We start from the raw sequence: 25,696 nt of genomic DNA, 5'->3' as shown, positions 1-25,696 counted from the left end.
GCGCTGTCACAACCTCAAAGCTGGGCCACAATGGCGCGGTAATCCGCTGCCAGCGTGGCCTGAAGGATCTCTTGCGGATAGTCGTCGGTAATCACGGCTTCGCCGAGCTGGCGCAACAGCACCAGCCGCATGCGCCCGTCGAGGACCTTTTTGTCGACCGCCATATGCTCCATGAAATGCGCCGGGGTCATTTCCTGTGGTGGCACCACCGGCAATCCTGCGTCCTGCAGCAGGCGAATCGAGCGATCACGTTCGGCCTGATCAATCCAGCCCAGACGCATGGACATTTCCAGCGCCATCACGGTACCTGCAGACACCGCCTCGCCATGCAGCCAGACGCCATAGCCCATGTGGGTTTCGATGGCATGGCCAAAGGTATGGCCGAGGTTCAGCGTGGCGCGCAGGCCGGTTTCGCGCTCGTCGGCGCCCACAACCGCGGCCTTGGCCGCGCAAGAGCGACGAATCGCTTCGGTCAGCGCCGTGTTGTCGAGACCGCGCAGGGCGGTCATATTCTCTTCGAGCCAGGCGAGGAATGGCTTGTCGCAGATCAGGCCGTACTTGATCACTTCGGCCAGGCCTGCCGACAGCTCGCGCGCCGGCAGCGTCTTCAGGCTGGTGGTGTCGATCAGCACCGCATTGGGCTGATAGAACGCGCCGACCATGTTCTTGCCCAGCGGATGGTTGATGCCGGTCTTGCCGCCCACCGACGAATCGACCTGGGACAACAGTGTGGTCGGCACCTGAATGAAGTCGACACCACGCTGGTAGCAGGCTGCGGCGAAACCGGCCATGTCACCGATGACCCCGCCGCCCAGTGCGATCACGGTGGTGCGGCGGTCGTGGCGAGCCGTCAGCAGGCCATCGAAAATCAGTTGCAGGGTTTGCCAGTTCTTGTGTGCTTCACCGTCCGGCAATACCACCGGCAACACCGAATAGGCACCCAGGGTCTGGCTAAGGCGCTGCAGATACAGGGGCGCGACAGTTTCGTTGGAGACAATGGCGACCTGCCGGCCGGCAATGTGCGGGGCCAGCAGTTCAGGCTGGTCCAGCAGGCCTTCGCCAATGTAGATCGGGTAGCTGCGTTCGCCCAGATCGACCTTAAGTGTCTGCATGTATCCCCACAATGTCTGGAGCGCGGCGTCGCCTGGACGACACACGCGGTAAGGTTGAACCCCTGCCTCGGCGTTGGTGGCCGAGAATAGTCCCGGCTTAGCGGGGCGGCAACTGCTCGAGGCGCTCGAGAATATCCTGGACCACCATGCGCGGCGGCCGTTCGTCGGTTTCCACGATCACGTCGGCGATCTCGCGATACAGCGGATCTCGCGACTCGAGCAAAGCACGCAGGGTCGCTTCCGGATTGGCGGTGCGCAACAGCGGCCGATTGCGATCACGTGCCGTGCGGCCGACCTGCTGCTCAACCGAGGCGTGCAGGTAGATCACCCGGCCACCGGCATGCAGAGCACGCCGATTGGCATCACGCATGACTGCACCGCCGCCGGTAGCCACGACTACGCCGTCCAGCTCACAGAGCTCGGCAATCATCGCTTCTTCACGATCGCGAAAGCCCGGCTCGCCTTCCTTGTCGAAGATCCACGGGATATTGGCGCCCGTCCGCAGTTCGATTTCCTTGTCGGAATCCTTGAACAGCAGGCGCAGCTCTTTGGCCAACAGGCGTCCGATGGTGCTTTTGCCAGCGCCCATGGGCCCTACAAGTATCAAATTTCGCACAGAATCAACGACTCACAGCAATCGCCTGGTCACTCATGATACGCGGAGTCAGGAAGACCAGCAGCTCGGATTTTTTCTCTTGTAATGCATCGCGTCGAAACAGCCGCCCAACATACGGCAGATCACCGAAAAATGGCACCTTGTCGACCACATTGTTTTGCGTAGTCGAGTAGACGCCACCGATGACGATGGTCTGGCCGTCGGCCACGCGCACCTTGGCGTTGACCTCGTTCTTGCGAATCGGTGGAACATCGTTGAGTGCGTTGACGTAATCCGGCTCGTCCTTGGTCACGCGCACGGTCATGATTACCTGACCATCGGCGGTGATCTGCGGGGTAACTTCGAGCGATAGCGAGGCTTCGCGAAACGACACCGAGGTCGCGCCGCTCTTGCTGGTTTCCTGATAGGGCACTTCGGTGCCTTTGAGGATGCGCGCGGTCTCCTTGTCGGCGGTCACCACCTTGGGCTGCGAGATGATTTCGCCATTGCCGCTCTTTTCCATCGCGCTGAGCTCCAGATCCAGCAAGGCGTCGCCGCGCAGCAACCCCAGGCCCACCGCTGAAGTCGGCCGATCCACGCCGAGATCGACGAACAGCCCTTTGCCGCTGCGGCCTTCGGCGCCGCTGAACGGCTTGCCCCAGCGCACCCCGAGGCTTTTTTCATAATCGACGTTGGCTTCGACAATGCGTGCTTCGATCAGCACCTGCCGCACCGGCACATCCAGCTCGGTGACCAGTCGGCGCAGCTCGGCAAGTCGCTCTGCCGGTTGATGTGCCACCAGCGTGTTGGTCCGCGCATCGACACCCAGGCTGCCGCGCCCGGTCAGGATGCCGTCGTCGGCCAAGGTCGCCAGCAGCAACTCGGCCAGCTCCGCTGCCTTGGCGTGATGCACTGGCAACAACGCGCGTTCGAGCGGCTGCAACTGGGCGTCCAGCTCCCGACCCAGCCGTTCTTCGCGGGATTGCCCAGCCAGCTCGGCCGCCGGCGCTACCAGCAGCACATTGCCTTCCTGCCGGCTCGCCAGCCCTTTGCTGCGCAGGACCAGATCCAGCGCCTGATCCCAGGGCACCTGTATCAACCTCAGAGTAACGTTGCCGTTTGCCGTATCACTGACCACCAGGTTGATCCCGGCATAGTCGGCCAGCACCTGCAGCACTGCGCGAACTTCAACATCCTGAAAATTCAGCGACAGCGGTTCACCCTGATAGGTCTTCGCTTGCGCCCCGTGCATCGCCAGAACCGTCGCCAGCAGCATTGCCAGTTGTCCGAGCTTCATCCATGCCTCCTTGCGTCACATGCTTTCGTAACCCAACCAGGGTTGATCGCTCCTGCCAGGCTCCACCAAGCAAGACCTGCTCGCGCACCTCCATCTGCCGTTCGTCGACCCGCACAACCACACCCTGGTCGCGACCCAATGGGTCACCCACGCGCACGCGATACAAACGCCCGGACCACCACACCAGAGCCTGATACTGGCCATCGCGGGCGAGGCTGCCGACCATCTGCAACTGAGCCAGCGGCACCCAGGCCAGACCATCAGCTGCGCTGCGTGCAGACCAGGCCTGGAATGGATCGACCTGCGCTGGCGGTGCCCGCTGCCTGGCGGCTTCATGCGCTAGCGAGGTCGGCGCCGGTAACTGCTGGCCCGCGTCAAAGGCCTGCACGTGCAAGCGCAGCCGCAGCATCCCGGGCTGGCCTGCTGCTGCAAGCTGCAGGGTCGAGACGTGCAGCAGGCGGATCTGACCCAGCCAGTCATCCAGCCATGCCCGCAGCGCCGGGTAATTGCCGATCACCTGCAACTGCAGCGGCGCGACTAGGTAGCCGGCTGCCTGGCTCGGCTCGCCGACATCCACCTGCTCGATCAGCAGCCCATGGGCATGACCGAACCGCGCCAACTGATCGAGCAGGTCGCTCATTTCCTGCCCAGCCGCCAAGCGCCAGCGGGCGTCCTGCAGCTGCACCTTACTGTCAGCGAGTGCCTCCTGCGCGGCGGGCAAGTCCTGCACACCTAGCGCCTTGGCCGCGAAGGTCTGCTCCAGTGCCTGCAGTGTTGCCGCCTGCATCCGGTAGGTGCGCTGCACACCCTCAAAGCGCATCAGCCAGGCCACACTTGCCATAATCAGCAGCGGTACGAGCAGCATCGCCAGCCTGGCCACCGGCGAGCTGCTCACCACCTGCTGCCAGTCGGGAGGCCATGGCCCGCTCACAGCTCAAGCGCCGACAGCCGTGCCAGCAACAGGAACTCATCGCCGTCGGCAACTGCACGGATATGCTTCAGTTCAAGCGCGTCGAATCGCCTTGATTGCTGCAGATCGCGGATGAACTGCGCCACTACCGCAGGCGACGCCGCCAACCCGAGCAGTTGCATCTGCCCCTCCTGGATGGACATCTCGGTCAGCTGCAAACTGGCACCGAGTGCCTGCTCCAGCTCAGCGAACATCCTCGGTAGCAGGTCTTGGCCATTGCGCAGCGCTTGCAGCGCTGCTGACTGCGCCATTACATCAGCGTGGTTGCCCTGCACCGCCTTCAACTGCTGCAGTTGGATATCGAGTCGGGCGACGTCAGCCTGGCGTTCGGCAATCGCCGCCAGTTGCTGCTGACCACGCTGGCGCGCCAGCTGGTCAAGCATGATCACGCCGGCGAGCGCCAGCAACAGGCTACCAATCAGCGCCAATTGAAACCGTCGCAGCGCCGCCAGCCGCTGCCGTTCGCGCCAGGGCAGCAGGTTCAGACGCAACATCAGCAGACACCGCCGAGTGCCAGAGCGCAGGCCAGCGCCATGTGCGGCGCCACCCGCGCCAGCTCGGCACGATTGCTTAGGCCAGCCGTGCCCAGACCGTGCAGCGGCGACAGCGCATCGCAGGACAATTGAGCAGCAAGAGCGGCTAGCCAGCGTGATGCCTGTTCGCTGGCCGCAACCACCTGCACACTATGCTCGCCTGGCAGCGCCGCTGCGCACAACTCAAGCATGCGCTGCAAGCGCGCATCGTCTGGCTCATGGGCGCCGAAAGTCAGCTCCTGACGCTGCGGCAGGCCACTTGCCGACCAGCTATGTAACGCTGCCCCGCCCTGCTCGATACGCAGCAACGCCTGGCCGTCGGGCACCAGCCGGCGCAGGGCGATGCTGTCGACTTCAACTGCCACCGCGCACAGACCTGCGGCCTCCAGCAGCTGCTCGAGCTGATCCAGTGAGCGCTGGCGGCAAGCGGCAACCAGCACATTGACATGCCCCACCGGCTCGACCGCCGGGCCGAGCACCTGAAAGTCCAACGCCAGGTCTTCCAGGGCAAACGGGAACATCTGCTCGGCATCGACCAGCAGGCGCTGCTCGAGTTGAGCCACCGACAAGCCTGCTGGCAGGCAACAAAGCTTGCACAACGTCGCCCCGCCCGGCAGCGCAACTGCAACCTGCGCACGCCGACTGCCGCAGCGCTCAAAGGCGCAGCGCAGCGCGTCTATCAGAGTATCTGGGGCTTGCGCCCAGTCATTGCCAATTGCCCCCGGCAGCGGCTGATACGCCCAGGCCCTGACGTGCTCAGCCCCCTGGCGCCCCTGCAGTTGAAGCATGCGCACCGAGTCGGCGGCTATTTCCACACCCAACAATGAACCGGCATCCTTGCCCAAGCGTCCAAGCATCGCTGTCTCCCTGCTCCATGATTGTCAGCCCGCGTCATTGGCCCGACCGGTAGCCCCGGCGGTCGCCCGATGGGGCGAAAACTGCTTATAATGCCCAGCGTTTTTACCTGTCTGCCGGACCTGTGCGCACTCCATTTCTCAACCTGGACACCCAAAAGCCTTGATACGCCTGCTGAAGTTCTTCTGGTGGTCTTTCGTCGCAGTCATCTGTGCCCTCGTACTCGGTCTGAGCGGGGCGTTTCTGTATCTTAGTCCCAGCCTGCCCTCGGTCGAGTCGCTCAGAAGCATCCAGTTGCAGATCCCCCTGAGGGTCTACAGCAGCGATGGCAAGCTGATTGCCGAGTTTGGCGAAATGCGCCGCTCGCCGATCCGCTTCGCGGAAATTCCCCCACAATTCATTCAGGCGCTTCTGTCAGCCGAAGACGATAATTTCCTCAACCATTACGGGGTCGACCCGAGCAGCCTGATGCGTGCCGCGACCCAACTGGTCAAGTCTGGTCATATCCAGACCGGCGGCAGCACAATCACCATGCAGGTGGCGAAGAACTTCTTCCTTACCAGCGAGCGCAGCTTCTCGCGCAAGACCAACGAAATCCTGCTGGCCCTGCAAATCGAACGCGAACTGACCAAGGACGAGATCCTTGAGCTGTACGTCAACAAGATCTACCTGGGTAACCGCGCCTACGGCATCGACGCCGCAGCGCAGGTCTACTACGGCAAGTCGATCCGCGACGTCAGCCTGGCGCAGATGGCCATGATCGCCGGCCTGCCGAAGGCCCCCTCGCGCTTCAACCCGCTGGCCAACCCGACCCGGGCCAAAGAGCGCCGCGACTGGATCCTCGGGCGCATGTACAAACTCGGCAAGATCGACCAGACCAGCTACGAGACCGCCCTGGCCGAGCCGCTGAACGCCAGTTACCACGTGCCGACGCCGGAAGTGAACGCGCCGTACATTGCCGAAATGGCCCGTGCTGAAATGGTCGGCCGCTATGGCAGTGAGGCCTACACCGAAGGCTTCCGGGTGACCACCACGGTGCCTAGCGATATGCAGAACATGGCCAACAGCGCCGTGCTCAATGGCTTGTCCGATTACGATGAACGCCATGGCTACCGCGGCCCTGAGTCACGCTTCCCGGGCAAGACCCACGCCGCCTGGCTGCAGGAGCTGGGCAAGCAGCGCACCCTCGGCGGGCTGGAGCCAGCTATCGTTACACAGGTCGACAAAACCGGTCTGAAAGTGCTCACCCGCAACGGCGAAGAGCAGGACGTGGCCTGGGACACCATGAAATGGGCGCGGCCGTATCTGAACACCAACGCTCAAGGCCGGGCGCCACAGTCGCCTGCCGATGTCGCCCAGATCGGCGACCTGATCCGCGTGCAGCGCCTGGATGAAGGCAAGCTCAAGTTCAGCCAGGTGCCGGGCGCGCAGAGTGCGTTGGTCACCCTCGACCCGTACAACGGCGCGATCCGCGCCCTGGTCGGCGGCTTCTCGTTCGAGCAGAGCAACTACAACCGGGCCATGCAGGCCAAGCGTCAGCCGGGCTCGAGCTTCAAGCCGTTCGTCTACAGCGCAGCCCTGGACAGCGGCTACACCGCCGCGAGCCTGGTCAACGACGCGCCGATCGTGTTTGTCGATGAGTACCTGGACAAGGTCTGGCGGCCGAAAAACGACACCAACACCTTCCTTGGCCCGATCCGCATGCGCGAAGCGCTGTACAAGTCGCGCAACCTGGTCTCGATCCGCCTGCTGCAGGCGATGGGCGTCGACCGCACCATCGACTACATCGCCAAGTTCGGCTTCAACAAGCAGGACCTGCCGCGCAACCTGTCGCTGGCGCTCGGCACCGCAACCCTGACCCCGATGGAAATTGCCACCGGCTGGAGCACCTTCGCCAACGGCGGCTACAAGATCAGCCCGTACCTGATCGAACGCATCGAGAGCCGCAACGGCGATACCCTGTTTACTGCCAACCCTGCGCATGTGCCGCAGGGCGGCGGCAGCGACGAGGCCGGCATCGCCGCGCCAGAGCAGCCGATCAGCAGCGGCCTGCCGGGCGAAGCGCCGATCGCCAACGCCCAGTTCAGTGCGCAGACACCAGTGCTCGCCGAACAGATCATCGACCCGCGCACCAGCTACATCCTCACCAGCATGCTGCAGGACGTGATCAAGCGCGGCACCGGCCGCCGGGCGATGGCTCTGGGCCGTACCGATCTGGCTGGCAAGACCGGTACCACCAACGAATCGAAGGACGCCTGGTTCTCCGGCTACAACGCCGACTACGTGACCACTGTCTGGGTTGGCTTCGACCAGCCAGAAACCCTCGGCCGCCGCGAATATGGCGGCACTGCGGCTCTGCCGATCTGGATGAGCTTCATGGGCGCCGCCTTGAAAGACAAACCCAACCACGCCCCAGCCGAACCTGAAGGCATCCTCAGCCTGCGGGTCGATCCGGTCAGCGGCCGCGCAGCGACCCCAAGCACGCCGAACGCCTACTTCGAACTGTTCAAGGCCGAAGACTCGCCGCCGTCGGTGGATGAACTGGGCAACGGCGCAGCGCCTGGCAGCCCGCTGCCAGCGGACGAAGCAGCGCCGATGGACCTGTTCTAAGCCCAAAAGCTGGGGGCGCTGAGCGCCCCCAGCTCTTGATCTACGCCAGCGCAGCGATGCGTGCCCTTGATCTTGATCTGCTTTTGATCTTGATCCACCGGCGACTCAGGAGGCCGAGCGCAGGTCTTGCGCAGGGAGGTGACGGCCATGGATGGCCGGCAAGTGCTGCGGGCCAGGATGGCCCGTACAGCGCGGTCCTCCCGGGAGCAAGACCGGAGCGAGGGAACCCCGCAGCGCAGCGGAGGGGCCGGATGTGGAGCCAAGCCCTTTTTTGGTTACGTTTTTGGGGCGTTTGCCAAAAAAGTAACTCGCCGTAAAGGCGAAAGGGGCCCGCACGGCCGACAACGATACCGGATAAGCCCACCCCCCCCCAAAAAAAGCCCCACCCAAACCCCAGCCATAAAAAAACCGGCCCATCAGAGCCGGTTTTTCATAACGCCATACCTATTAACCGTTGAACACATCGTCCACGCTTTTCAGCGGGTAGTGCTTCGGATAAGGCAGGGTAGCAACACCGCTTTCGATCGCAGCCTTGGCCACCGCATCAGAAACCAGAGTAATCAAACGTGGATCCATCGGCTTCGGAATGATGTACTCACGACCAAACTCCAGGGCCTGCACGCCGTACGCATCGCAGACTTCCTTAGGCACTGGCTGCTTGGCCAGGTCCTTCAGAGCGATGGCCGCAGCGATCTTCATCTCTTCGTTGATGCGCTTGGCACGAACGTCCAGAGCACCACGGAAGATGAACGGGAAGCCCAGAACGTTGTTGACCTGGTTCGGGTAGTCGGAACGACCGGTAGCCATGATCACGTCGTTACGGGTGGCGTGAGCCAGTTCCGGGCTGATCTCTGGATCCGGGTTCGAGCAAGCGAACACGATCGGGTTGGCAGCCATCGACTTGAGGCCTTCAGCGCTCAGCAGATTCGGGCCGGACAGACCTACGAATACGTCAGCACCTTGCAGGGCATCAGCCAGGCTGCGCTTGTCGGTAGCGTGGGCGAACTGCGCCTTGTACTGGTTCAGGTCTTCACGGCCGGAGTGGATAACACCGGTACGGTCGATCATGAAGATGTTCTCGACCTTGGCACCCATGCTGACCAGCAGCTTCATGCAGGAGATCGCGGCAGCGCCGGCGCCCAGGCAGACGATCTGCGCGTCTTCGAGCTTCTTGCCGGCGATTTCGAGGGCGTTGATCATGCCGGCCGCGGTGACGATGGCGGTGCCATGCTGGTCATCGTGGAATACCGGAATGTCGCACTGCTCGATCAAGGTGCGTTCGATTTCGAAGCACTCTGGCGCTTTGATGTCTTCGAGGTTGATACCGCCGAAGGTGATCGAGATACGGCGCACGGTGTCGATGAAGGCCTGTGGGCTTTCCGACTCGACTTCGATGTCGAATACGTCGATACCGGCGAAACGCTTGAACAGAACGCCCTTGCCTTCCATGACCGGCTTGGAAGCCAGTGGGCCGAGGTCACCCAGGCCAAGAATGGCGGTACCGTCGGAGATCACTGCGACCAGGTTGCCCTTGCCGGTGTACTTGTAAGCCAGCTCTGGATCACGACCGATCTCGCGCACAGGTTCGGCAACGCCCGGGCTGTAGGCCAGGGACAGGTCGCGCGCAGTGGCGGTTGGCTTGGTGAGCTCGACGCTCAGTTTCCCCGGACGAGGCTGAGCATGATATTCGAGAGCGGCGGTTTTCAGGTCTGACATGGTGGGCAATTCCGCTTATTTACTGTTCTGACGGACCGCCGAGGATACGCAAAGTGCCGGGGGGCGACAAGACTGCCCGGTCACATGTGTCAAGGCCCATGGCCTACGACTTTACGCTACAACCCACGGGGCATGCGGGATTCAGTGTGTACAATTGCATGCATTAATGTCTACAATTTTTTAGCCAGAGGCCCGTTTGAGCATGCTCGGATCGGTCAATGGCAGCAGCCAGCGACGCTGCCCAGGCTTGATCACACCCTTGCGGGAACGGTCGATCACCCAGCCGCGGACCTCGACCTGGCGCCCTTTGAGGTTATCGAAGAAGCGCGCCGGGAAGTGCCGCTGCAGACGAGCGGGCACCTGCACCACCACGCGTTCGCCAAGGTCCAGCCAGACCCCGCCCCGATTGCGTTCGATACGCCTCACGGTGCCGCTGAGCACGGCAAATCCAGACTGGCGCAGGGCGCTCTCGCGCTGCACCGGCGATTGCCGCCACAGCCCGAGGCGAGCAGAACGAGCCGCCTGCTCGGCCGCATCCTGGCAGCCCGCCAGGCGCACATTGGGCGCTATGGCCACGCGCAAGCCAAGGCCCTCACTGAGCAGCACCGCCTCAAGATTGTCGCCATTACGCCCATAGATATGCGCCAGAGTGCGGCCATATTTGTCTTTCGCCTCAGCTCCGCGCACCAGCCCGACCCGGCCATCACTGGCCTTGATCAAAGCCTGCAGGCGCTGCCTGGCGGCTTCAGCATAGGGCTCGCTCGGGCGGCCCTTACGGCCCAGTTCAGGGGCATTGATGCCGATCAGGCGTACGCTGCGGCCATCGCCGAGGCGCACGGTGTCGCCATCCAGCACCTGACGCACGGCGACTTGCTGCGGCTTGACCGGCAATGGGCAGAAGGCCTGCGCCGGCATGGCACAAATCGCGGCCATAAAAAAAGCGCCCACAAGGGACGCTTTTCGTTGCAGCAGCGCGAGAGCCAAGGGCTTCGCCATGCGCAATCTTACTTCTTGGCACCGAACATGCCGAAGCGATCTGCGAACTTCTGTACGCGACCACCGGTGTCCAGGACTTTCTGCTTGCCAGTGTAGAACGGGTGGCACAGGGAGCACACGTCGATCGCCAGCGGCTTGGCCAGGGTCGAACGGGTTTCGAATTTGGCGCCGCAGCTGCAGGTGACTGCAACTACTTCGTAGTTCGGATGAATATTCTCTTTCATGGTCACTTCCTCGAGCTGCGTGCCGCCACCCAACACCTATTGTTGAATACCGCACGTAATTAGGCGGGGAATAATACCAGAGCGCAGCGTCAGCGCAAGTTGTCGCACGCACCGACCGTCGTCTGCTAGGCTCGGCGCTGCCCTGAACTGTTCCGAAATGCCCTTCAGAGACCTTCTGCGTGTCCGACGTCATCCTGCGCCTTGCCCTGCCCTCGCCCCTGCGTCGCCTGTTCGACTACCGGGCCACGGCCGCCATGGCCCGCCAGCCGCTGACCCCGGGCATGCGTATCCGCGTGCCGTTTGGTCGGCGCGAGATGATCGGCATACTGGTCGAGGTCTGCGCCACCAGTGAGGTGCCGGCCGACAAGCTCAAGCCTGCGATTGCCCTGCTCGACCCGACCTCGCCGCTGCCGCCGGCGCTGTTGAAGCTGTGCCTGTGGACCGCTCAGTATTATCAGCACAGCCTCGGCGATACCCTGAGCTGGGCCCTGCCGGTGCTGCTGCGCCAGGGCGAAGCAGCCGAAATCCGCCAGGAGCGGTTCTGGCAGGTCACCGCTGACGCGCGCCTGGACGACCCGCGGATCGCCCGCGCGCCGCGTCAGCGCGAAGCCTTGCAGACCTTGTCGCAGCACCCGCACGGTGTTGCCCACAGCCTGTTGAGTAAACTGGGCCTGAACAAGGACAGCCTCGACCTGCTGCTGGCCAAAGAGCTGGTCCAGCTCGAGGTGCGCCGGCAACGCCCGGCCACCCGCCATGAACACTGGCTGGCGCAGCCGGAGCTGCCGCTCAACGACGAACAGCGGGCAGCCTTCGAAGCCGTGCGCTCGGGCTTTGGCAGCTTCCATGCGTTTCTGTTGGCAGGGGTTACCGGCAGCGGCAAGACCGAGGTCTACCTGCAACTTATCCGCGAAACCCTGGAGGCCGGCAAGCAGGCGCTGGTGCTGATCCCCGAGATCAACCTCGGCCCGCAGACCCTGGCGCGCTTCGAGCAGCGCTTCAATGCGCGCATCGCTCTGCTGCACTCGGCGGTGAACGATCGTGAGCGCCTGGATGCATGGCTGGCGGCGCGGGATGGCGAAGCCGATATCATTATCGGCACCCGTTCGGCGCTGTTCACGCCGATGAAAAACCCTGGCCTGATCATCATCGACGAAGAGCACGACGGCTCATATAAACAGCAGGAGGGCCTGCGCTACCACGCCCGCGATCTGGCGCTGGTACGCGCTCATCAAGAGAACGTACCCATTCTGCTCGGATCGGCCACGCCCTCGCTGGAGAGCCTGCACAACGCCCACACCGGCCGTTACGGCCTGCTGCGCATGAACCACCGCGCCGGGGGTGCGAAACAGCCGCGCTTCCTGCGCCTCGACGTGCGCAGCCGGCCGCTGGACAGCGGCATCAGTGGCCCGCTACAACAGGCCATCGGCAAGACCCTCGACGCCGGCCAGCAGGTGCTGGTATTCCTCAACCGGCGCGGTTTTGCCCCGACGCTGCTGTGCCACGACTGTGGCTGGATGTCGGGCTGCCCGCGCTGCGATGCACGCATGACGGTGCACCAGCGTTCCGGCGTGCTGCGCTGCCACCACTGCGGCTATGACGAGCGCCTGCCGCTGCGCTGCCCCAAGTGCGCGCATGTCGACCTGCGCCCAGTAGGTGCCGGCACCGAACGCGCCGAAGAGCGCCTCAAAGTACTGTTCCCGGACTTCCCGGTATTGCGCGTGGACCGCGACAGCACATCGCGCAAAGACGCCATGCACAACCTGTTCACCACCATCCAGCGCGGCCAGCCGAGCATCCTCGTCGGCACGCAGATGCTCGCCAAGGGCCACCATTTTCCGCGAGTTACCCTGGTGGCGATCCTCGATGCCGATGGCGGGCTGTTCTCTGGCGACTTCCGCGCCAGCGAGCGTATGGCCCAGTTGATCGTGCAGGTCGCCGGCCGCGCCGGGCGCGCCGAAGAGCCGGGCAAGGTCATCGTGCAGACCCACCTGGCCGAGCACCCGCTACTGGTGCAGTTGACTGAAGAAGGCTACTTCGCCTTTGCCGAACAGGCCCTGAGCGAACGCCGCGGCGCCGGCCTGCCGCCCTTCGCCCACCTCGCCCTGCTGCGCGCCGAAGCGCACAAGCCGGGCCAGGCCGAAGGGTTTCTGGATGAAGCGTGCAGCGCCGCCGAGCGCTTGCTGGCCGAACAGGGCGGCCAGGGCATCGAGTTGCTCGGCCCGGTGCCGGCACCGATGGAACGCCGCGCCGGGCGCTTTCGCGCGCAGCTATTGTTGCAGGCCAGCGCCCGCGCGCCGCTGCACCGGCTGATAAGCGCCTGGCTGCTGGAGCTGGAACAGATGCCCAGCGGGCGTCAGGTGCGCTGGTCGCTGGACGTCGACCCGGTCGACCTGTACTGAGCTGTTGACGCGCCGTTGATACCCGCAAAGGTTGGCAACCACGGCTCAGCCACGGATAATGCTCAGTTTTTCCACCTGCGCATCGAAGCGCTCCGCCGCGCTTGCGGTCGAAAAGAGATTCCGATGAAAGACACCATTCGCCAGCTGATCCAGCAAGCCCTCACCCAACTCGTCGCCGACGGTGTGCTGCCTGACGGCCTGACCCCGGCGATTCAGGTGGAAAACGCCCGCGACAAGACCCACGGTGACTTCGCCAGCAACATCGCCATGATGCTGGCCAAGCCAGCCGGGATGAAGCCGCGTGACCTCGCCGAAAAGCTCATCGCAGCACTGCCGACCAGCGCTGACATCAGCAAAGTCGAGATCGCCGGTCCGGGCTTCCTCAACTTCTTCCAGAACACCGCCGCCCTGGCCGAGCGCCTTGATGCTGCCCTGGCCGATAGCCAGCTTGGCGTGCGCAAGGCTGGCCCGGCCGAGAAGGTCGTGGTCGACCTGTCGGCGCCGAACCTGGCCAAGGAAATGCACGTCGGCCACCTGCGCTCGACCATCATCGGTGACAGCGTTGCGCGAGTGCTGGAGTTTCTCGGCGATACGGTGATCCGCCAGAACCACGTCGGCGACTGGGGCACCCAGTTCGGCATGCTGATGGCCTACCTGCAGGAAAATCCGATCACCAGCGACGAGCTGTCTGACCTGGAAAACTTCTACCGTGCCGCGAAGAAGCGCTTCGACGAATCCGAAGAATTCGCCACCCGCGCCCGTGGTCTGGTGGTCAAGCTGCAAGCCGGCGACCCCGACTGCCTGGCGTTGTGGACGCGCTTCAAGGACATCTCGCTGTCGCACTGCCAGAAGACCTACGAGCTGCTCAACGTCAAGCTGAGCATGGCCGACGTGATGGGCGAAAGCGCCTACAACGCTGATCTGGCCAACGTCATCAGCGACCTCAAGAGCAAAGGCCTGCTGGTCGAAAGCCAGGGCGCGCAGTGCGTGTTCCTCGAGGAATTCAAGACCGCTGATGGCGAGCCGCTGCCGGTGATCGTGCAGAAGGCCGATGGCGGCTACCTGTACGCCACTACCGACCTTGCCGCCGTGCGCTACCGCAGCAACGTGCTCAAGGCCGATCGCGCGCTGTACTTCGTCGACCAGCGTCAGGCACTGCACTTCAACCAGGTATTTGAAGTGGCCCGCCGCGCAGGCTTCGTCGGCCACCCGATGCAGATGGAACACATGGGCTTCGGCACCATGAACGGCGCCGATGGCCGCCCGTTCAAGACCCGTGATGGCGGCACCGTCAAGCTGATCGACCTGCTCAACGAGGCCAAGGACCGCGCCTATGCGCTGGTCAAGGAAAAGAACCCGAGCCTGGCCGAAGATGAACTGCGCCATATCGCCGAAGTGGTCGGTATTGGCGCGGTGAAATACGCCGACCTGTCCAAGCACCGCACCAGCGATTACAGCTTCAACTTCGAACTGATGCTCAACTTCGAAGGCAACACCGCGCCGTACCTGCTGTACGCCTACACCCGCGTCGCGGGCGTGTTCCGCAAGCTGGGCAAGGGTTACGACCAGCTCGACGGCCGGATCGTGCTGCAGGCCCCACACGAGCAGGACCTGGCCGCACGCCTGGCGCAGTTCGGCGAAGTGCTCAACAGCGTCGCCGACAAAGGCACCCCGCACGTGCTGTGCAGCTACCTGTACGACATCGCCGGGTTGTTCTCCAGCTTCTACGAGAACTGCCCGATCCTCGCCGCCGAAACCGCTGAACAACAACAGAGCCGCCTGCGCCTGGCCGCCCTGACCGGCCGCACGCTCAAGCAAGGCCTGGAGTTGCTCGGCCTGGAAACCCTGGAGCGCATGTAAGTTGGCTGCCAAGAAAAAACCTGCACCCAAGCGCGGCGCCAGCCGCCAACAGGCCCCTGCCAAACAGCCGATCCCGGGTTGGATCTGGCTGGCGGTCGGCCTGACGGTTGGCGCGTTCATTGTCTTCCTGATGAAGCTTGAGCCTGGCGGTGATGACATCAAGCGGGCCAAGCCGGAACAGCAAAAACCGGGCAGGACTGCCGAAGCAGCCAAGACCACCGCGGCCACGCCGCAGGTACCGGTCAAGCCAAAGTACGACTTCTACACCTTGCTGCCTGAGTCGGAAGTGATCGTGCCGCCTGAGGCCGTGCCGGAGAAAACTCCGCCGGTACCGGCGCAACCGGTGACCCCGGCCGAGGCTGCGAAAATCGACACAGCGCGCGCGCAGGCAGCCCTGCTCGGGCAGACTCCGCCGCCGCCACCGCCGGTGATCAAGCCAGCGGCAACCACGCAGTTCTTCCTCCAGGCCGGTTCGTTCCGCAAAGAGGCCGATGCTGACAAGGTGCGGGCGCAGATCATCCTGCTCGGCCAGGTGGTCAAGGTCGAGTCGGGCACGGTCAAGGAAGAGACCTGGTACCGGGTGCTGGTCGGCCCTTTCAGCAACCGTGAACAACTCACGGTTGCCCAGAAGCAGCTGGCCGGTGCGGGCTTCAGCAACCTTCTGCTGCAACAGCGACAGACCCGTCAGTAACTGAAAAGGCCTTGCCGCGAATCGCGCCAAGGCCTTTTTTCAGCTCGTCATTGAGACTGGAACGGATCAGTCAGACCCGGCCGCTGTTCACATCGGAAATCTGCCGGTTGAGCGTCCAGAAGTCGTAAAGGATGCCAAGCAGGAACAGGCCCCCGGTAAAGAAGTAGATGATCGCCGTGATCCATTTACCCATGTACAGCCGGTGCACGCCGAACAGACCGAGGAAGGTCAGCAGTACCCACGCCAGGCTGTAGTTGACCCGGCCGGACTGGAAGCGCATGTCTGCCTCGCGGTCCATCGCCGGGATCAGGAACAGGTCGATCAACCAGCCAATGCCCAGCAGGCCCAGAGTGAAAAACCAGATAGTCCCGGTAATCGGCTTGCCGTAGTAAAAACGGTGCGCGCCGAGAAAGCCGAAAATCCACAACAGGTACCCCAGCACCTTGCTGTGGGTGTCGTGATAAGGCGCCCCTTGTTGATAAGTATTCATTCCTAGCCCTCGTGGCTTAGCCAAAAATATTCTCAGAATAAATGTGACTTTTTCATGTGAAGCCGACGCATGGTTCCTTGCAGTCGACCAACGGATCATTTTTTGAGCAAAAAGCTGTTATAAAGTTGCGCGTCATCACCTAATCATCTTTCAAGAGCTTCATCTATGCCGCCTTTATTCAAGACATGGCTGACCCTCTGCCTCTTATTACCCCTGGCAGCCCACGCCACCAATCGTGAGCAACGACTTCCCAACGGCTTCACCGGCTACACCACCAACGCCACCGTGAAGCATGCACCGGTCAAACATGCAGCAGCCAAATCGGCCAATCTGCGTGCCCGCCCAAGCAATGCTGCCAACGCCTTGCCGGCTGTGGCCATGTCCGCCAAGCAGAGCAGCAACGTGCTAAGCCGCGCAGTGAATGTGCTTGGCACCCCTTATCGCTGGGGCGGCAGCACGCCAGGCAAGGGCTTTGACTGCAGCGGGCTGGTGAAATATGCGTTCAACGACGTGGCAGACGTCGATTTACCGCGTACCTCCAATGCCATGGCCCAGGGTCACGGCGTCAAGGTTGCCAAGGGCGACCTGAAGCCAGGCGACCTGATCTTCTTCAACATCAAGAGCCGCCGGGTCAATCATGTTGCCATTTACCTGGGCAACGACCGCTTCATCCATGCACCGCGTCGTGGCAAGTCGGTCAGCATCGACCAACTGAGCAAGCCGTACTGGCAGAAACACTACGTAGTCGCCAAGCGCGTCCTGCCAAAGGATCAACAGCTGAGCCTGGCCAAGCGCTGACAGGTGCACGCGCTGGCCTCGCAACGAGGCCAGTGCAGATGCTACCCCGTTTCGATCACGCCTTCAGCGCGCAACTGTTGCAAAGCTGCCTCCATGGTCTTCATCCCCGCCGCGCCTCCAGCCTGCATCAGTGAGTAGATCTGCGCCAACCGTCCCTCGCGGATCAGGTTGCGCACCGCCATGTTCGCCAGCAGAACTTCCCGCGCCGCAACCCGACCGGTACCGCGCCGTTTGACCAGCACCTGCGCCACGACCACGCACAGCGAGTCGGCCAGCAGGGTACGCACCAGCGGTTTCTCGTCGGCGGCAAACACCTCCACCATACGGTCGATGCTGCTCACCGCCGAGCGCGTGTGCACGGTCGCCAGTACCAGATGCCCGGTCTGCGCCGCGCGCAGCGCCAGGCGGATGGACTCCAGGTCACGCAGTTCACCCAGCACGATCACGTCAGGGTCCTGACGCAGGGCGCTGCGCAGGCCTTGGGCAAAGTCACTGCTGTGCTGGCCGACCTCACGCTGGGTGACCAGGCTGCGCTGGCTGCTGTGGATAACTTCGATCGGGTCTTCCAGGGTGATGATGTGTAACGAGCGCTCACGATTGAGCCAGTCGACCAGTGCGGCCAGGGTGCTCGACTTGCCGCTACCCGTTGCCCCGCCGATCAGCACGAGGCCATCGGTGCACTGGGCAACAGCTTGCAATACATCTTCCAGATCAAGCTCGGCGATGCTTGGCACATGGCTCGGGATCAAGCGCAGGCTGGCGGCCAGGCCGTTACGCTGGCGAAACAGGTTGAGGCGGCAGCGGCGGCCCTGGTTCAAGGTCACTGCCAGATCCAGTTCGGCACCGGCCAGCCATTGTTGCATCTGGTGCTCAGCCAACAGCGGCGCCAGCCCTTGCTGCAGTTGGTCGGCTGGCATCGGCGGCAGATCGAGCCGGCGCAGTTCGCCGTCCACGCGCAGCAATGGTGGTTCGGCCTCGGCCAGATGCAGGTCGGATGCCCCTGCAGCAGCGGCCTGGGCCAGCAGGTCAGTCACGTCCATGAGACTCCCCAAAGGCTATCAAGCAGGTAGAATGGCGCAGATCACTGAGCCGCTGGCATTCTTCCATGTCCACCATAGCAGACCACCTCGGCGCCCTCGCCGCCCGTATCGACAGCGCAGCGCTCGCCTGTGGCCGCGACCCAGCCAGCATCAAGTTGCTGGCCGTGAGCAAGACCAAACCCGCCGCCGCCGTGCGTGAAGCCTACGCTGCCGGCGTGCGCGACGTGGGTGAAAACTACCTGCAGGAAGCCCTGGCCAAGCAAGATGAATTAACTGACCTGGCCTTGACCTGGCACTTCATCGGCCCCATTCAATCGAACAAGACCCGCGCGATTGCCGAGCATTTCGCCTGGGTGCATTCGGTAGACCGCTTGAAGATCGCCCAACGCCTGTCCGAACAACGCCCAACCGAGTTGGCGCCACTGAACATCTGCCTCCAGGTCAACGTCAGTGGCGAGGACAGCAAGTCTGGCTGTACCCCGGCTGAGCTGCCAGCACTGGCCGCAGCGGTGGCCGCACTGCCGGGCCTACGTTTGCGTGGTTTGATGGCCATCCCCGAGCCGAGCGATGAGCGCGCGGTGCAGGAGGCTGCCTTTGCCCGACTGCGCGAGCTGCAGGCCAGCCTGAATCTTGGCCTGGATACCCTGTCGATGGGCATGAGCCACGACCTCGAGGCCGCCATCAGCCAAGGTGCGACCTGGGTGCGTATTGGCACCGCCCTGTTCGGCGCGCGCGATTACGGGCAGGCTTGAATCCATGCTTTACTCACTTTTTTCTAAGGACCTGACATGAGCAAGACACGTATTGCCTTTATCGGCGCCGGCAACATGGCCGCCAGCCTGATTGGCGGCCTGCGTGCGCAGGGTCTGGACGCTGCGCAGATTCGCGCCAGCGACCCTGGCGCCGAGACCCGCAGCCGGGTTCGCGCCGAGCACGCAATCGAGGTGTTCGAAGACAACGCTCAAGCAATCGCCGACGCCGACGTGATAGTCCTGGCGGTCAAGCCGCAGGTCATGAAAAGCGTCTGCCAGAGCCTGCAGGCCAACCTGCAGGACGGCCAACTGATCGTCTCCATCGCCGCCGGGATCACCTGCGCCAGCCTGCAAGACTGGCTCGGCCCGCGCCCTGTGGTGCGCTGCATGCCCAACACCCCGGCCCTGTTGCGCCAAGGCGTCAGCGGCCTGTACGCCACCGAGCAGGTGTCTGCCGAGCAACGTCAGCAGGCCGAAGAACTGCTGTCGGCCGTAGGCACGGCGCTGTGGCTGGAGCACGAGCAGCAGCTGGACGCCGTAACGGCAGTCTCCGGCAGCGGCCCGGCGTACTTCTTCCTGCTGATCGAAGCAATGACCGCTGCCGGCGAAAAGCTCGGCCTGCCGCGCGAGACCGCTTCCCAGCTGACCCTGCAAACTGCCCTCGGCGCTGCGCACATGGCAGTCGCCAGTGATGTCGATGCCGCTGAGCTGCGCCGCCGGGTCACCTCGCCTGCCGGGACCACCGAGGCGGCGATCAAATCGTTCCAGGGCAATGCTTTCGAGGCCATCGTCGAACAGGCGCTGCAGGCCGCGGCAACGCGCTCCGCCGAGCTCGCCGAACAATTGGGCAAATAAGGAGCTGTTGATGAATGCACTGTCTGGCGCCGCTATTTTCGTGGTGCAAACCCTGGTCAGCCTGTATCTGGCGATCGTTCTGCTGCGCTTTGTGCTGCAACTGGTCAAGGCCGACTTCTACAATCCGCTGAGCCAGTTCGCGGTGCGCGCCACGCAACCGCTGCTCAAGCCTATCCGGCGCATCGTGCCGAGCATCTTCGGCCTGGATACCTCGTCGCTGCTGCTGGCGATCCTGATTCAGGCGCTGCTGATGGCCTTTGTGCTGATGATCACCTACGGCACCGCCGGTGACATCCTGCACCTGATGATGTGGGCGATCATTGGCGTTACCTCGCTGTTCCTGAAGATCTTCTGGGTCGCGATGATCGTCATGGTCATCGTCTCCTGGGTTGCGCCCAACAGCCACAACCCGGCTGCCGAGCTCGCCTACCAGATCGCCGAGCCAGTGCTGGCGCCGTTCCGCCGCCTGATACCGAACCTGGGCGGCCTGGACATCTCGCCGATCTTTGCCTTCCTGGCGATCCAGGTGGTCCAGTCGTTCGTGATGCCACCACTGGCAGCCTACGCCGGCATGCCGCAAGAGCTGTGGCGAATGATCTGACCCGTGCACCGCCAGCGGCAGCCTGTGCTTGCCGCTGGGGGTAGCGCTCTTTAGACTTACGCCTCCGTCAAGCGTGAGCAGGGTCGATGTCCACTGTCTTTCCCGAAGATTCCGTCGGTCTGGTAACACCGCAGACTGCCCGGTTCGATGAACCGTTGGCGCTGGCCTGCGGCCGATCGCTGGCCAGCTACGAGCTGGTCTATGAAACCTATGGCACACTCAACAGCAGCGCGAGCAACGCCGTGCTGATCTGCCATGCGTTGTCTGGCCATCACCATGCCGCGGGCTTTCACCGTGCTGACGAGCGCAAGCCCGGCTGGTGGGACAGCTGCATAGGCCCTGGCAAGCCGATCGACACCAACCGCTTCTTCGTGGTCAGCCTGAACAACCTTGGCGGCTGTAACGGCAGCACCGGCCCGAGCAGCGTCAACCCGCTGACCGGCAAGCCCTACGGCGCCGACTTCCCGGTGCTCACCGTGGAAGACTGGGTACACAGCCAGGTGCGCCTGGCCGACCGTCTCGGCATCAACCAGTGGGCCGCCGTGGTGGGTGGCAGTCTCGGTGGCATGCAGGCCCTGCAATGGACCATCACCTACCCTGACCGGGTCCGCCACTGCGTCGATATCGCCTCCGCGCCCAAACTGTCGGCGCAGAACATCGCCTTCAACGAAGTTGCCCGCCAGGCCATCCTCACCGACCCTGAGTTCCACGGTGGCTCTTTCCAGGACCAGGGCGTGATCCCCAAGCGCGGCCTGATGCTGGCGCGCATGGTCGGCCACATCACTTACCTGTCGGATGACTCGATGGGCGAGAAATTCGGCCGCGAACTCAAAAGCGACAAGCTCAACTACGACTTCCACAGCGTTGAGTTTCAGGTTGAAAGCTACCTGCGCTACCAAGGCGAAGAATTCTCCGGTCGCTTTGACGCCAACACCTACCTGTTGATGACCAAGGCGCTCGACTACTTCGATCCGGCCGCCACGCATGGCGGCGATCTGGCGGCAACCTTGAGCAACGTCACGGCAGACTACTGCGTGATCTCGTTCACTACCGACTGGCGCTTCTCGCCGGCCCGCTCGCGAGAAATCGTCGATGCGTTGATGGCCGCACGCAAGAACGTCTGCTATCTGGAAATCGACTCGCCGTACGGCCACGACGCCTTCCTGATACCAACGCCTCGCTACATGCTGGGTTTCTCGAACTACATGAACCGCATCGCCATCTGAGGACCGCATGAGAGCCGACCTGGAAATCATCCAAGACTGGATCCCCGCCGGCAGCCGGGTCCTCGACCTGGGCTGCGGCAACGGCGAGTTGCTGGCGTCATTGCGCGACCTCAAGCAGGTCACCGGCTACGGCCTGGAGATCGATGCCGACAACATCGCCGCGTGCGTGGCCAAGGGCGTCAACGTCATCGAGCAGGACCTCGACAAGGGTCTGGGCAACTTTGCCAGCAACAGCTTCGACGTGGTGGTCATGACCCAGGCCCTGCAGGCGGTCGAATACCCCGACCGGATCCTCGCCGAAATGCTGCGGGTGGGCCGCGAGTGCATCATCACCTTCCCCAACTTCGGCCACTGGCGCTGCCGTTGGTACCTGGCCAGCAAGGGTCGCATGCCGGTTTCGGACTTCATGCCGTACACCTGGTACAACACGCCGAACATCCACTTCTGCACCTTTGCCGACTTCGAGCAGCTGTGCGTCGACCACCATGCCAAGGTCCTCGACCGGCTGGCCGTCGACCGCCTGCACCGCAATGGCATCGGCGGTCGGGTTTGGCCTAATCTGTTGGGAGAGATCGGCATCTATCGCCTCAGCAGCCCGAGCCTGAGCGAACACCAGATCGCCGTCTGACCCCGTACCACTTGGAGGATTCGCCCGATGCGTCGACTCGCTGTATTACTGCTCGGCCTGTGCATGGCCCTACCGGTGCTGGCTGCCGATGCGGCCAAGGCCCAGCGCAAGGAAGTGTTCGGGGATGTCACCGTGCATTACAGCGCCTTTACTTCGAGCATGCTGCAGCCGGCGATTGCCACCGCCAATGGTCTGATCCGCAGCAAGAACCAGGGCGTGCTGACCGTGTCGGTGCTCAAGGGCGGCAAGCCGGACATGGCCATGGTCAGCGGCAGCGTCAAGGACCTCACCGGGCGCAGCAGCGCGCTTACGTTCCGTCAGGTCAGCGACCCTAGTGGCGTCAGCTACCTCGCCCAGTTCCCGATCGAGCAGGCGCAGACGCTGATCTTCGAACTCACGGTTGCCAGCGGCGGCGCCAGCCATTCTTTCAGCTTCAACCAGGAAGTGTTCCCAGGCGAATGATCAATCTTCAGCAACTCGTATTGGCCAGCCATAACGCTGGCAAGCTCAAAGAACTCCAGGCCATGCTTGGCGAGTCGGTGCACCTGCGTTCGATCGGCGAATTCAGCCAGGTCGAGCCGGAAGAAACCGGCCTGTCATTCGTCGAAAACGCCATTCTCAAGGCCCGCAACGCGGCGCGCATTTCCGGCTTGCCGGCACTGGCCGATGACTCGGGCCTGGCCGTGGACTTTCTTGGCGGCGCGCCGGGCATCTACTCGGCACGCTATGCCGACGGCAAGGGCGATGCCGCCAACAACGCCAAGCTGCTCGACGCGCTGAAAGACGTGCCGGATGAGCAACGTGGTGCGCAGTTCGTCTGTGTGCTGGCGTTGGTACGGCATGCCGATGACCCACTGCCGATCCTCTGTGAAGGCCTCTGGCACGGCAGCATCCTGCGTGCTGCCAGTGGCGAGCATGGCTTTGGCTACGATCCGCTGTTCTGGGTGCCCGAGCGCAACTGCTCGAGCGCAGAGCTCGCGCCGCTGGAGAAGAACCAGCTCAGCCACCGCGCCCGCGCCATGGCCCTGCTGCGTCAGCGTCTGGGCCTGGCATGACCGACAAGCCGTCGATCCAGCTGCTCCATCCGCGGGCCTCTGGCGCGCGCCTGGCATTGCCGGAGCTGCCCCCGCTGTCGCTGTACATCCATATCCCCTGGTGCGTGCGCAAGTGCCCCTACTGCGACTTCAACTCGCACCAGGCCGGCCCTGATCTGCCTGAAGAAGCCTACGTCGACGCCTTGCTGGCAGACCTTGAACAAGAGCTGCCTGCCGTGCAGGGCCGCACCATCAGCACGATCTTCTTTGGCGGTGGCACGCCAAGCCTGTTCAGCGCCGCTGCGCTGGACCGCCTGCTGCGCGGGGTTGAACAGCGCATTGCGTTTGCCGCCGATATCGAGATAACCCTCGAGGCCAACCCGGGTACCTTCGAGCAGGACAAGTTCAAGGCTTACCGGCAGACCGGTATCAATCGCCTGTCAATCGGCGTGCAGAGCTTCCAACCGGCCAAGCTGGAGAAGCTTGGCCGCATTCATAACGGCGACGAGGCGATCCGCGCAGCCGACATGGCGCGCGCAGCAGGTTTTGACAACTTCAACATGGACCTGATGCACGGCCTGCCCGATCAGTCGCTGGAGGACGCCTTGGGCGACCTGCAGCAGGCAATCGACCTGGGCCCGACGCACCTGTCCTGGTATCAGCTCACCGTCGAGCCGAACACGGTGTTCTGGAACCAGCCGCCCGAGCTGCCTGAAGACGACATCCTCTGGGATATCCAGGAAGCCGGGCAGTTGCTGCTGGCCAACAATGGCTTCCATCAGTACGAAGTGTCGGCCTATGCCCAGGCCGATCGCGCCGCACGGCACAACCTCAATTACTGGCGCTTCGGCGACTTCATCGGCATCGGCGCCGGCGCCCACGGCAAGCTGTCGTTCGCCGACGGGCGCATCCTGCGCACCTGGAAGACGCGCCTGCCCAAGGACTACCTGAACCCGGCCAAGCCGTACAAGGCTGGGGAGAAGCTGCTGCCAGTGGACGAGCTGCCGTTCGAGTTTTTGATGAATGCGCTGCGCCTGACGGATGGGGTCGAGGCTGAGTTGTTCCACCGCCGCACCGGTCTGCCGCTGGCGCAGCTGGCCGAAGCCCGGCGCCTGGCCGAACAAAAGGGGCTTTTGCAGGTCGAACCGGATCGGCTGGCAGCAACACCGCGCGGCCAGTTGTTCCTCAATGACCTGCTGCAGTATTTCTTGACCTAAGGATGACCCATGGACCTGGTACTTGACCTGCTTGCGACCGTGTCGCGCTGGAGCCGCAGCAACCTGTCGGAGATCTCGCTGGCGTTGGTAGGCTGCCTGCTGGTGCTGTTCGGCACGGATATCAAGGGTTGGGTAGACCAGCGCCTGGGCGGCCTGGCCGGCGCGTTGCGCATACCATTCATGGCCTTGCTGGTGATGGTGGGCAGCGGTGCGGCGTTGATCTATGCCACGCCGTGGGTGATCAAGGGGCTCAGCCAGTTCAACAACTACGCACTGGCGCCGGTGTTGCTGGTGGTGTTGGTGTTGATTGGGGTGGTGGCTGATCGGCGTGGTTGACGTGTAGACCGTGTGTTGGGGGCGCTTTGCGCCCCTTTCGCGACACAAGGCCGCTCCTACAGGGGACCGCGTCGTCTGGCCTTGTGTCGCGAAAGGGCTGCGCAGCAGCCCCAATCCAGCCAACGCCGATATCAGTCGACTTTTACGAACTTCAAATCCCAGACGCCATGCCCAAGTCGTTCGCCACGGCGTTCGAACTTGGTGATCGGCCGCTCTGTGGGGCGCGGTACATAGGTGCCATCCTCGGCCTGGTTGCGATAGCCCGGCGCGGCGCTCATCACTTCCAGCATGTACTCGGCATACGGTTCCCAGTCGGTGGCCATATGGAAAACGCCACCCGGCTTGAGCTTGCTGCGCACCAGTTCGGCGAACTCCAGCTGGACGATGCGGCGCTTGTGGTGACGAGCCTTGTGCCACGGGTCCGGGAAGAACAGCATCAAGCGATCAAGGCTGTTATCCGCGACACAGCGGTTGAGCACTTCGATCGCATCGCAGTCGTACACCCGCAGGTTCTGCAGCCCCTGGGTCAGCACGCCATTGAGCAGCGCGCCAACACCCGGGCGGTGCACTTCGACGCCGATGAAGTCCTGCTCTGGTGCGGCGGCAGCCATCTCCAGCAGCGAGTGCCCCATGCCGAAGCCGATTTCCAGGGTACGCGGCGCCGAGCGGCCGAATACCTGGTCGTAATCGACCGGGCTGTCGGCCAGCGGCAGCACGAACAGGGGCGCGCCCTGATCAAGACCACGTTGCTGGCCTTCGGTCATGCGCCCGGCGCGCATCACGAAACTCTTGATGCGGCGGTGCGGGCGCTCTTCGCCGTCGGCGGGGATCGGCGTATCTTGCGATTCAGTCATCAGAAAC

26 protein-coding genes are annotated in these 25,696 nt (G+C 63.3%); 14 read left to right on the top strand and 12 right to left on the bottom strand.

Annotated elements, in window-relative coordinates; genetic code table 11:
• Positions 1 to 14: 14 nt before the first annotated feature.
• The 6 genes from aroB to pilM all read right to left on the bottom strand — a co-directional run bounded on the left by aroB (position 15) and on the right by pilM (position 5,364).
• Positions 15 to 1,112: a 3-dehydroquinate synthase gene (gene aroB, locus FW789_RS12660; RefSeq protein ID WP_101315517.1), complete on the bottom strand. Its 1,098-nt coding sequence runs from the start codon at positions 1,110 to 1,112 to the stop codon at positions 15 to 17.
• A 97-nt stretch (positions 1,113 to 1,209) separates the two neighbouring features.
• Positions 1,210 to 1,728 (bottom strand): shikimate kinase AroK, encoded by a 519-nt coding sequence (aroK, locus tag FW789_RS12655; protein WP_101315515.1) that lies wholly within the window; start codon positions 1,726 to 1,728, stop codon positions 1,210 to 1,212.
• A gap of 4 nt (positions 1,729 to 1,732) precedes the next feature.
• On the bottom strand, positions 1,733 to 3,004 hold the full coding sequence (locus tag FW789_RS12650) for a type IV pilus secretin PilQ (RefSeq protein WP_150573352.1): 1,272 nt from the start codon (positions 3,002 to 3,004) through the stop codon (positions 1,733 to 1,735).
• Positions 2,925 to 3,899, bottom strand: a complete 975-nt coding sequence (locus tag FW789_RS12645; protein WP_411562318.1) for a pilus assembly protein PilP — start codon at positions 3,897 to 3,899, stop codon at positions 2,925 to 2,927. Before FW789_RS12645 ends, FW789_RS12650 begins: the two co-directional genes overlap by 80 nt.
• Positions 3,900 to 3,931: 32 nt before the next feature.
• Positions 3,932 to 4,468: a PilN domain-containing protein gene (locus FW789_RS12640; RefSeq protein ID WP_446431519.1), complete on the bottom strand. Its 537-nt coding sequence runs from the start codon at positions 4,466 to 4,468 to the stop codon at positions 3,932 to 3,934.
• Positions 4,468 to 5,364, bottom strand: a complete 897-nt coding sequence (pilM, locus tag FW789_RS12635; RefSeq protein WP_207072910.1) for a pilus assembly protein PilM — start codon at positions 5,362 to 5,364, stop codon at positions 4,468 to 4,470. The genes FW789_RS12640 and pilM overlap by 1 nt, the downstream gene beginning before the upstream one ends.
• Before the next feature lie 163 nt (positions 5,365 to 5,527).
• On the opposite strand from pilM, the gene FW789_RS12630 reads away from it, so the two are divergent.
• Positions 5,528 to 7,972 carry a penicillin-binding protein 1A gene (locus tag FW789_RS12630; protein ID WP_446431544.1) on the top strand — a complete coding sequence of 815 codons (2,445 nt, stop codon included), beginning with the start codon at positions 5,528 to 5,530 and terminating at the stop codon, positions 7,970 to 7,972.
• 447 nt (positions 7,973 to 8,419) lie between these two features.
• On the opposite strand, the gene FW789_RS12625 is transcribed toward FW789_RS12630, so the two are convergent.
• The 3 genes from FW789_RS12625 to rpmE form a co-directional block, all read right to left on the bottom strand.
• Entirely contained in the window at positions 8,420 to 9,688 is a 1,269-nt protein-coding gene (locus FW789_RS12625) for a malic enzyme-like NAD(P)-binding protein (protein ID WP_101315503.1), read from the bottom strand.
• Positions 9,689 to 9,868: 180 nt separating this feature from the next.
• Complete coding sequence (locus FW789_RS12620; protein WP_446431518.1) at positions 9,869 to 10,690, bottom strand: thermonuclease family protein; 822 nt, start codon at positions 10,688 to 10,690, stop codon at positions 9,869 to 9,871.
• Between the two features lie 2 nt (positions 10,691 to 10,692).
• Complete coding sequence (rpmE, locus tag FW789_RS12615) at positions 10,693 to 10,908, bottom strand: 50S ribosomal protein L31 (protein ID WP_101315499.1); 216 nt, start codon at positions 10,906 to 10,908, stop codon at positions 10,693 to 10,695.
• A gap of 179 nt (positions 10,909 to 11,087) precedes the next feature.
• On the opposite strand from rpmE, the gene FW789_RS12610 reads away from it, so the two are divergent.
• The 3 genes from FW789_RS12610 (at position 11,088) to FW789_RS12600 (ending at position 15,858) form a co-directional block, all read left to right on the top strand.
• Positions 11,088 to 13,307, top strand: coding sequence for a primosomal protein N' (locus tag FW789_RS12610; RefSeq protein ID WP_446431517.1), 2,220 nt, complete (start codon positions 11,088 to 11,090; stop codon positions 13,305 to 13,307).
• Between the two features lie 123 nt (positions 13,308 to 13,430).
• Positions 13,431 to 15,167 (top strand): arginine--tRNA ligase, encoded by a 1,737-nt coding sequence (argS, locus tag FW789_RS12605; RefSeq protein ID WP_446431516.1) that lies wholly within the window; start codon positions 13,431 to 13,433, stop codon positions 15,165 to 15,167.
• Between the two features lies 1 nt (position 15,168).
• Positions 15,169 to 15,858, top strand: a complete 690-nt coding sequence (locus FW789_RS12600) for an SPOR domain-containing protein (RefSeq protein WP_101315493.1) — start codon at positions 15,169 to 15,171, stop codon at positions 15,856 to 15,858.
• Between the two features lie 70 nt (positions 15,859 to 15,928).
• Here the strand turns inward: FW789_RS12600 and FW789_RS12595 are convergent, their stop codons facing one another.
• Entirely contained in the window at positions 15,929 to 16,348 is a 420-nt protein-coding gene (locus FW789_RS12595) for an NINE protein (protein WP_101315491.1), read from the bottom strand.
• A 165-nt stretch (positions 16,349 to 16,513) separates the two neighbouring features.
• Here FW789_RS12595 and FW789_RS12590 point away from each other — a divergent pair, with 165 nt between their 5' ends.
• Complete coding sequence (locus FW789_RS12590; protein ID WP_103435688.1) at positions 16,514 to 17,146, top strand: C40 family peptidase; 633 nt, start codon at positions 16,514 to 16,516, stop codon at positions 17,144 to 17,146.
• Between the two features lie 41 nt (positions 17,147 to 17,187).
• Here the strand turns inward: FW789_RS12590 and FW789_RS12585 are convergent, their stop codons facing one another.
• Complete coding sequence (locus tag FW789_RS12585) at positions 17,188 to 18,186, bottom strand: type IV pilus twitching motility protein PilT (protein WP_446431515.1); 999 nt, start codon at positions 18,184 to 18,186, stop codon at positions 17,188 to 17,190.
• Positions 18,187 to 18,251: 65 nt separating this feature from the next.
• Between FW789_RS12585 and FW789_RS12580 the strand changes: the two genes are divergently transcribed.
• From FW789_RS12580 to FW789_RS12540, 9 genes are all read left to right on the top strand, one after another.
• Entirely contained in the window at positions 18,252 to 18,938 is a 687-nt protein-coding gene (locus FW789_RS12580; protein WP_101315485.1) for a YggS family pyridoxal phosphate-dependent enzyme, read from the top strand.
• 36 nt (positions 18,939 to 18,974) lie between these two features.
• Positions 18,975 to 19,793: a pyrroline-5-carboxylate reductase gene (proC, locus tag FW789_RS12575; protein WP_101315483.1), complete on the top strand. Its 819-nt coding sequence runs from the start codon at positions 18,975 to 18,977 to the stop codon at positions 19,791 to 19,793.
• A gap of 10 nt (positions 19,794 to 19,803) precedes the next feature.
• Complete coding sequence (locus FW789_RS12570; RefSeq protein WP_446431514.1) at positions 19,804 to 20,394, top strand: YggT family protein; 591 nt, start codon at positions 19,804 to 19,806, stop codon at positions 20,392 to 20,394.
• Positions 20,395 to 20,480: 86 nt separating this feature from the next.
• The gene (gene metX, locus FW789_RS12565; RefSeq protein WP_101315479.1) at positions 20,481 to 21,620 is read left to right on the top strand and encodes a homoserine O-succinyltransferase MetX; all 1,140 of its coding nucleotides are present in this window, start codon (positions 20,481 to 20,483) and stop codon (positions 21,618 to 21,620) included.
• Between the two features lie 7 nt (positions 21,621 to 21,627).
• Positions 21,628 to 22,248, top strand: coding sequence for a methionine biosynthesis protein MetW (gene metW / locus FW789_RS12560; RefSeq protein WP_101315477.1), 621 nt, complete (start codon positions 21,628 to 21,630; stop codon positions 22,246 to 22,248).
• Between the two features lie 27 nt (positions 22,249 to 22,275).
• Entirely contained in the window at positions 22,276 to 22,710 is a 435-nt protein-coding gene (locus FW789_RS12555) for a DUF4426 domain-containing protein (RefSeq protein ID WP_103435682.1), read from the top strand.
• Entirely contained in the window at positions 22,707 to 23,303 is a 597-nt protein-coding gene (gene rdgB, locus FW789_RS12550) for an RdgB/HAM1 family non-canonical purine NTP pyrophosphatase (RefSeq protein ID WP_101315473.1), read from the top strand. Before FW789_RS12555 ends, rdgB begins: the two co-directional genes overlap by 4 nt.
• A complete protein-coding gene (hemW, locus tag FW789_RS12545; RefSeq protein WP_101315471.1) occupies positions 23,300 to 24,499 on the top strand; it encodes a radical SAM family heme chaperone HemW in 1,200 nt (399 codons plus the stop codon). The genes rdgB and hemW overlap by 4 nt, the downstream gene beginning before the upstream one ends.
• A 9-nt stretch (positions 24,500 to 24,508) precedes the next feature.
• Positions 24,509 to 24,835, top strand: coding sequence for a DUF3392 family protein (locus tag FW789_RS12540; RefSeq protein WP_101315469.1), 327 nt, complete (start codon positions 24,509 to 24,511; stop codon positions 24,833 to 24,835).
• 131 nt (positions 24,836 to 24,966) lie between these two features.
• Here FW789_RS12540 and trmB read toward each other — a convergent pair whose 3' ends face one another.
• On the bottom strand, positions 24,967 to 25,689 hold the full coding sequence (gene trmB, locus FW789_RS12535; RefSeq protein WP_103435679.1) for a tRNA (guanosine(46)-N7)-methyltransferase TrmB: 723 nt from the start codon (positions 25,687 to 25,689) through the stop codon (positions 24,967 to 24,969).
• Between the last annotated feature and the right edge of the window lie 7 nt (positions 25,690 to 25,696).

The sequence above is a fragment of the Pseudomonas sp. 1121_17 genome (assembly GCF_052850745.1).
Note: the sequence above shows the minus strand (reverse complement) of the source record. Positions and strands in the feature narration are given on the sequence as shown.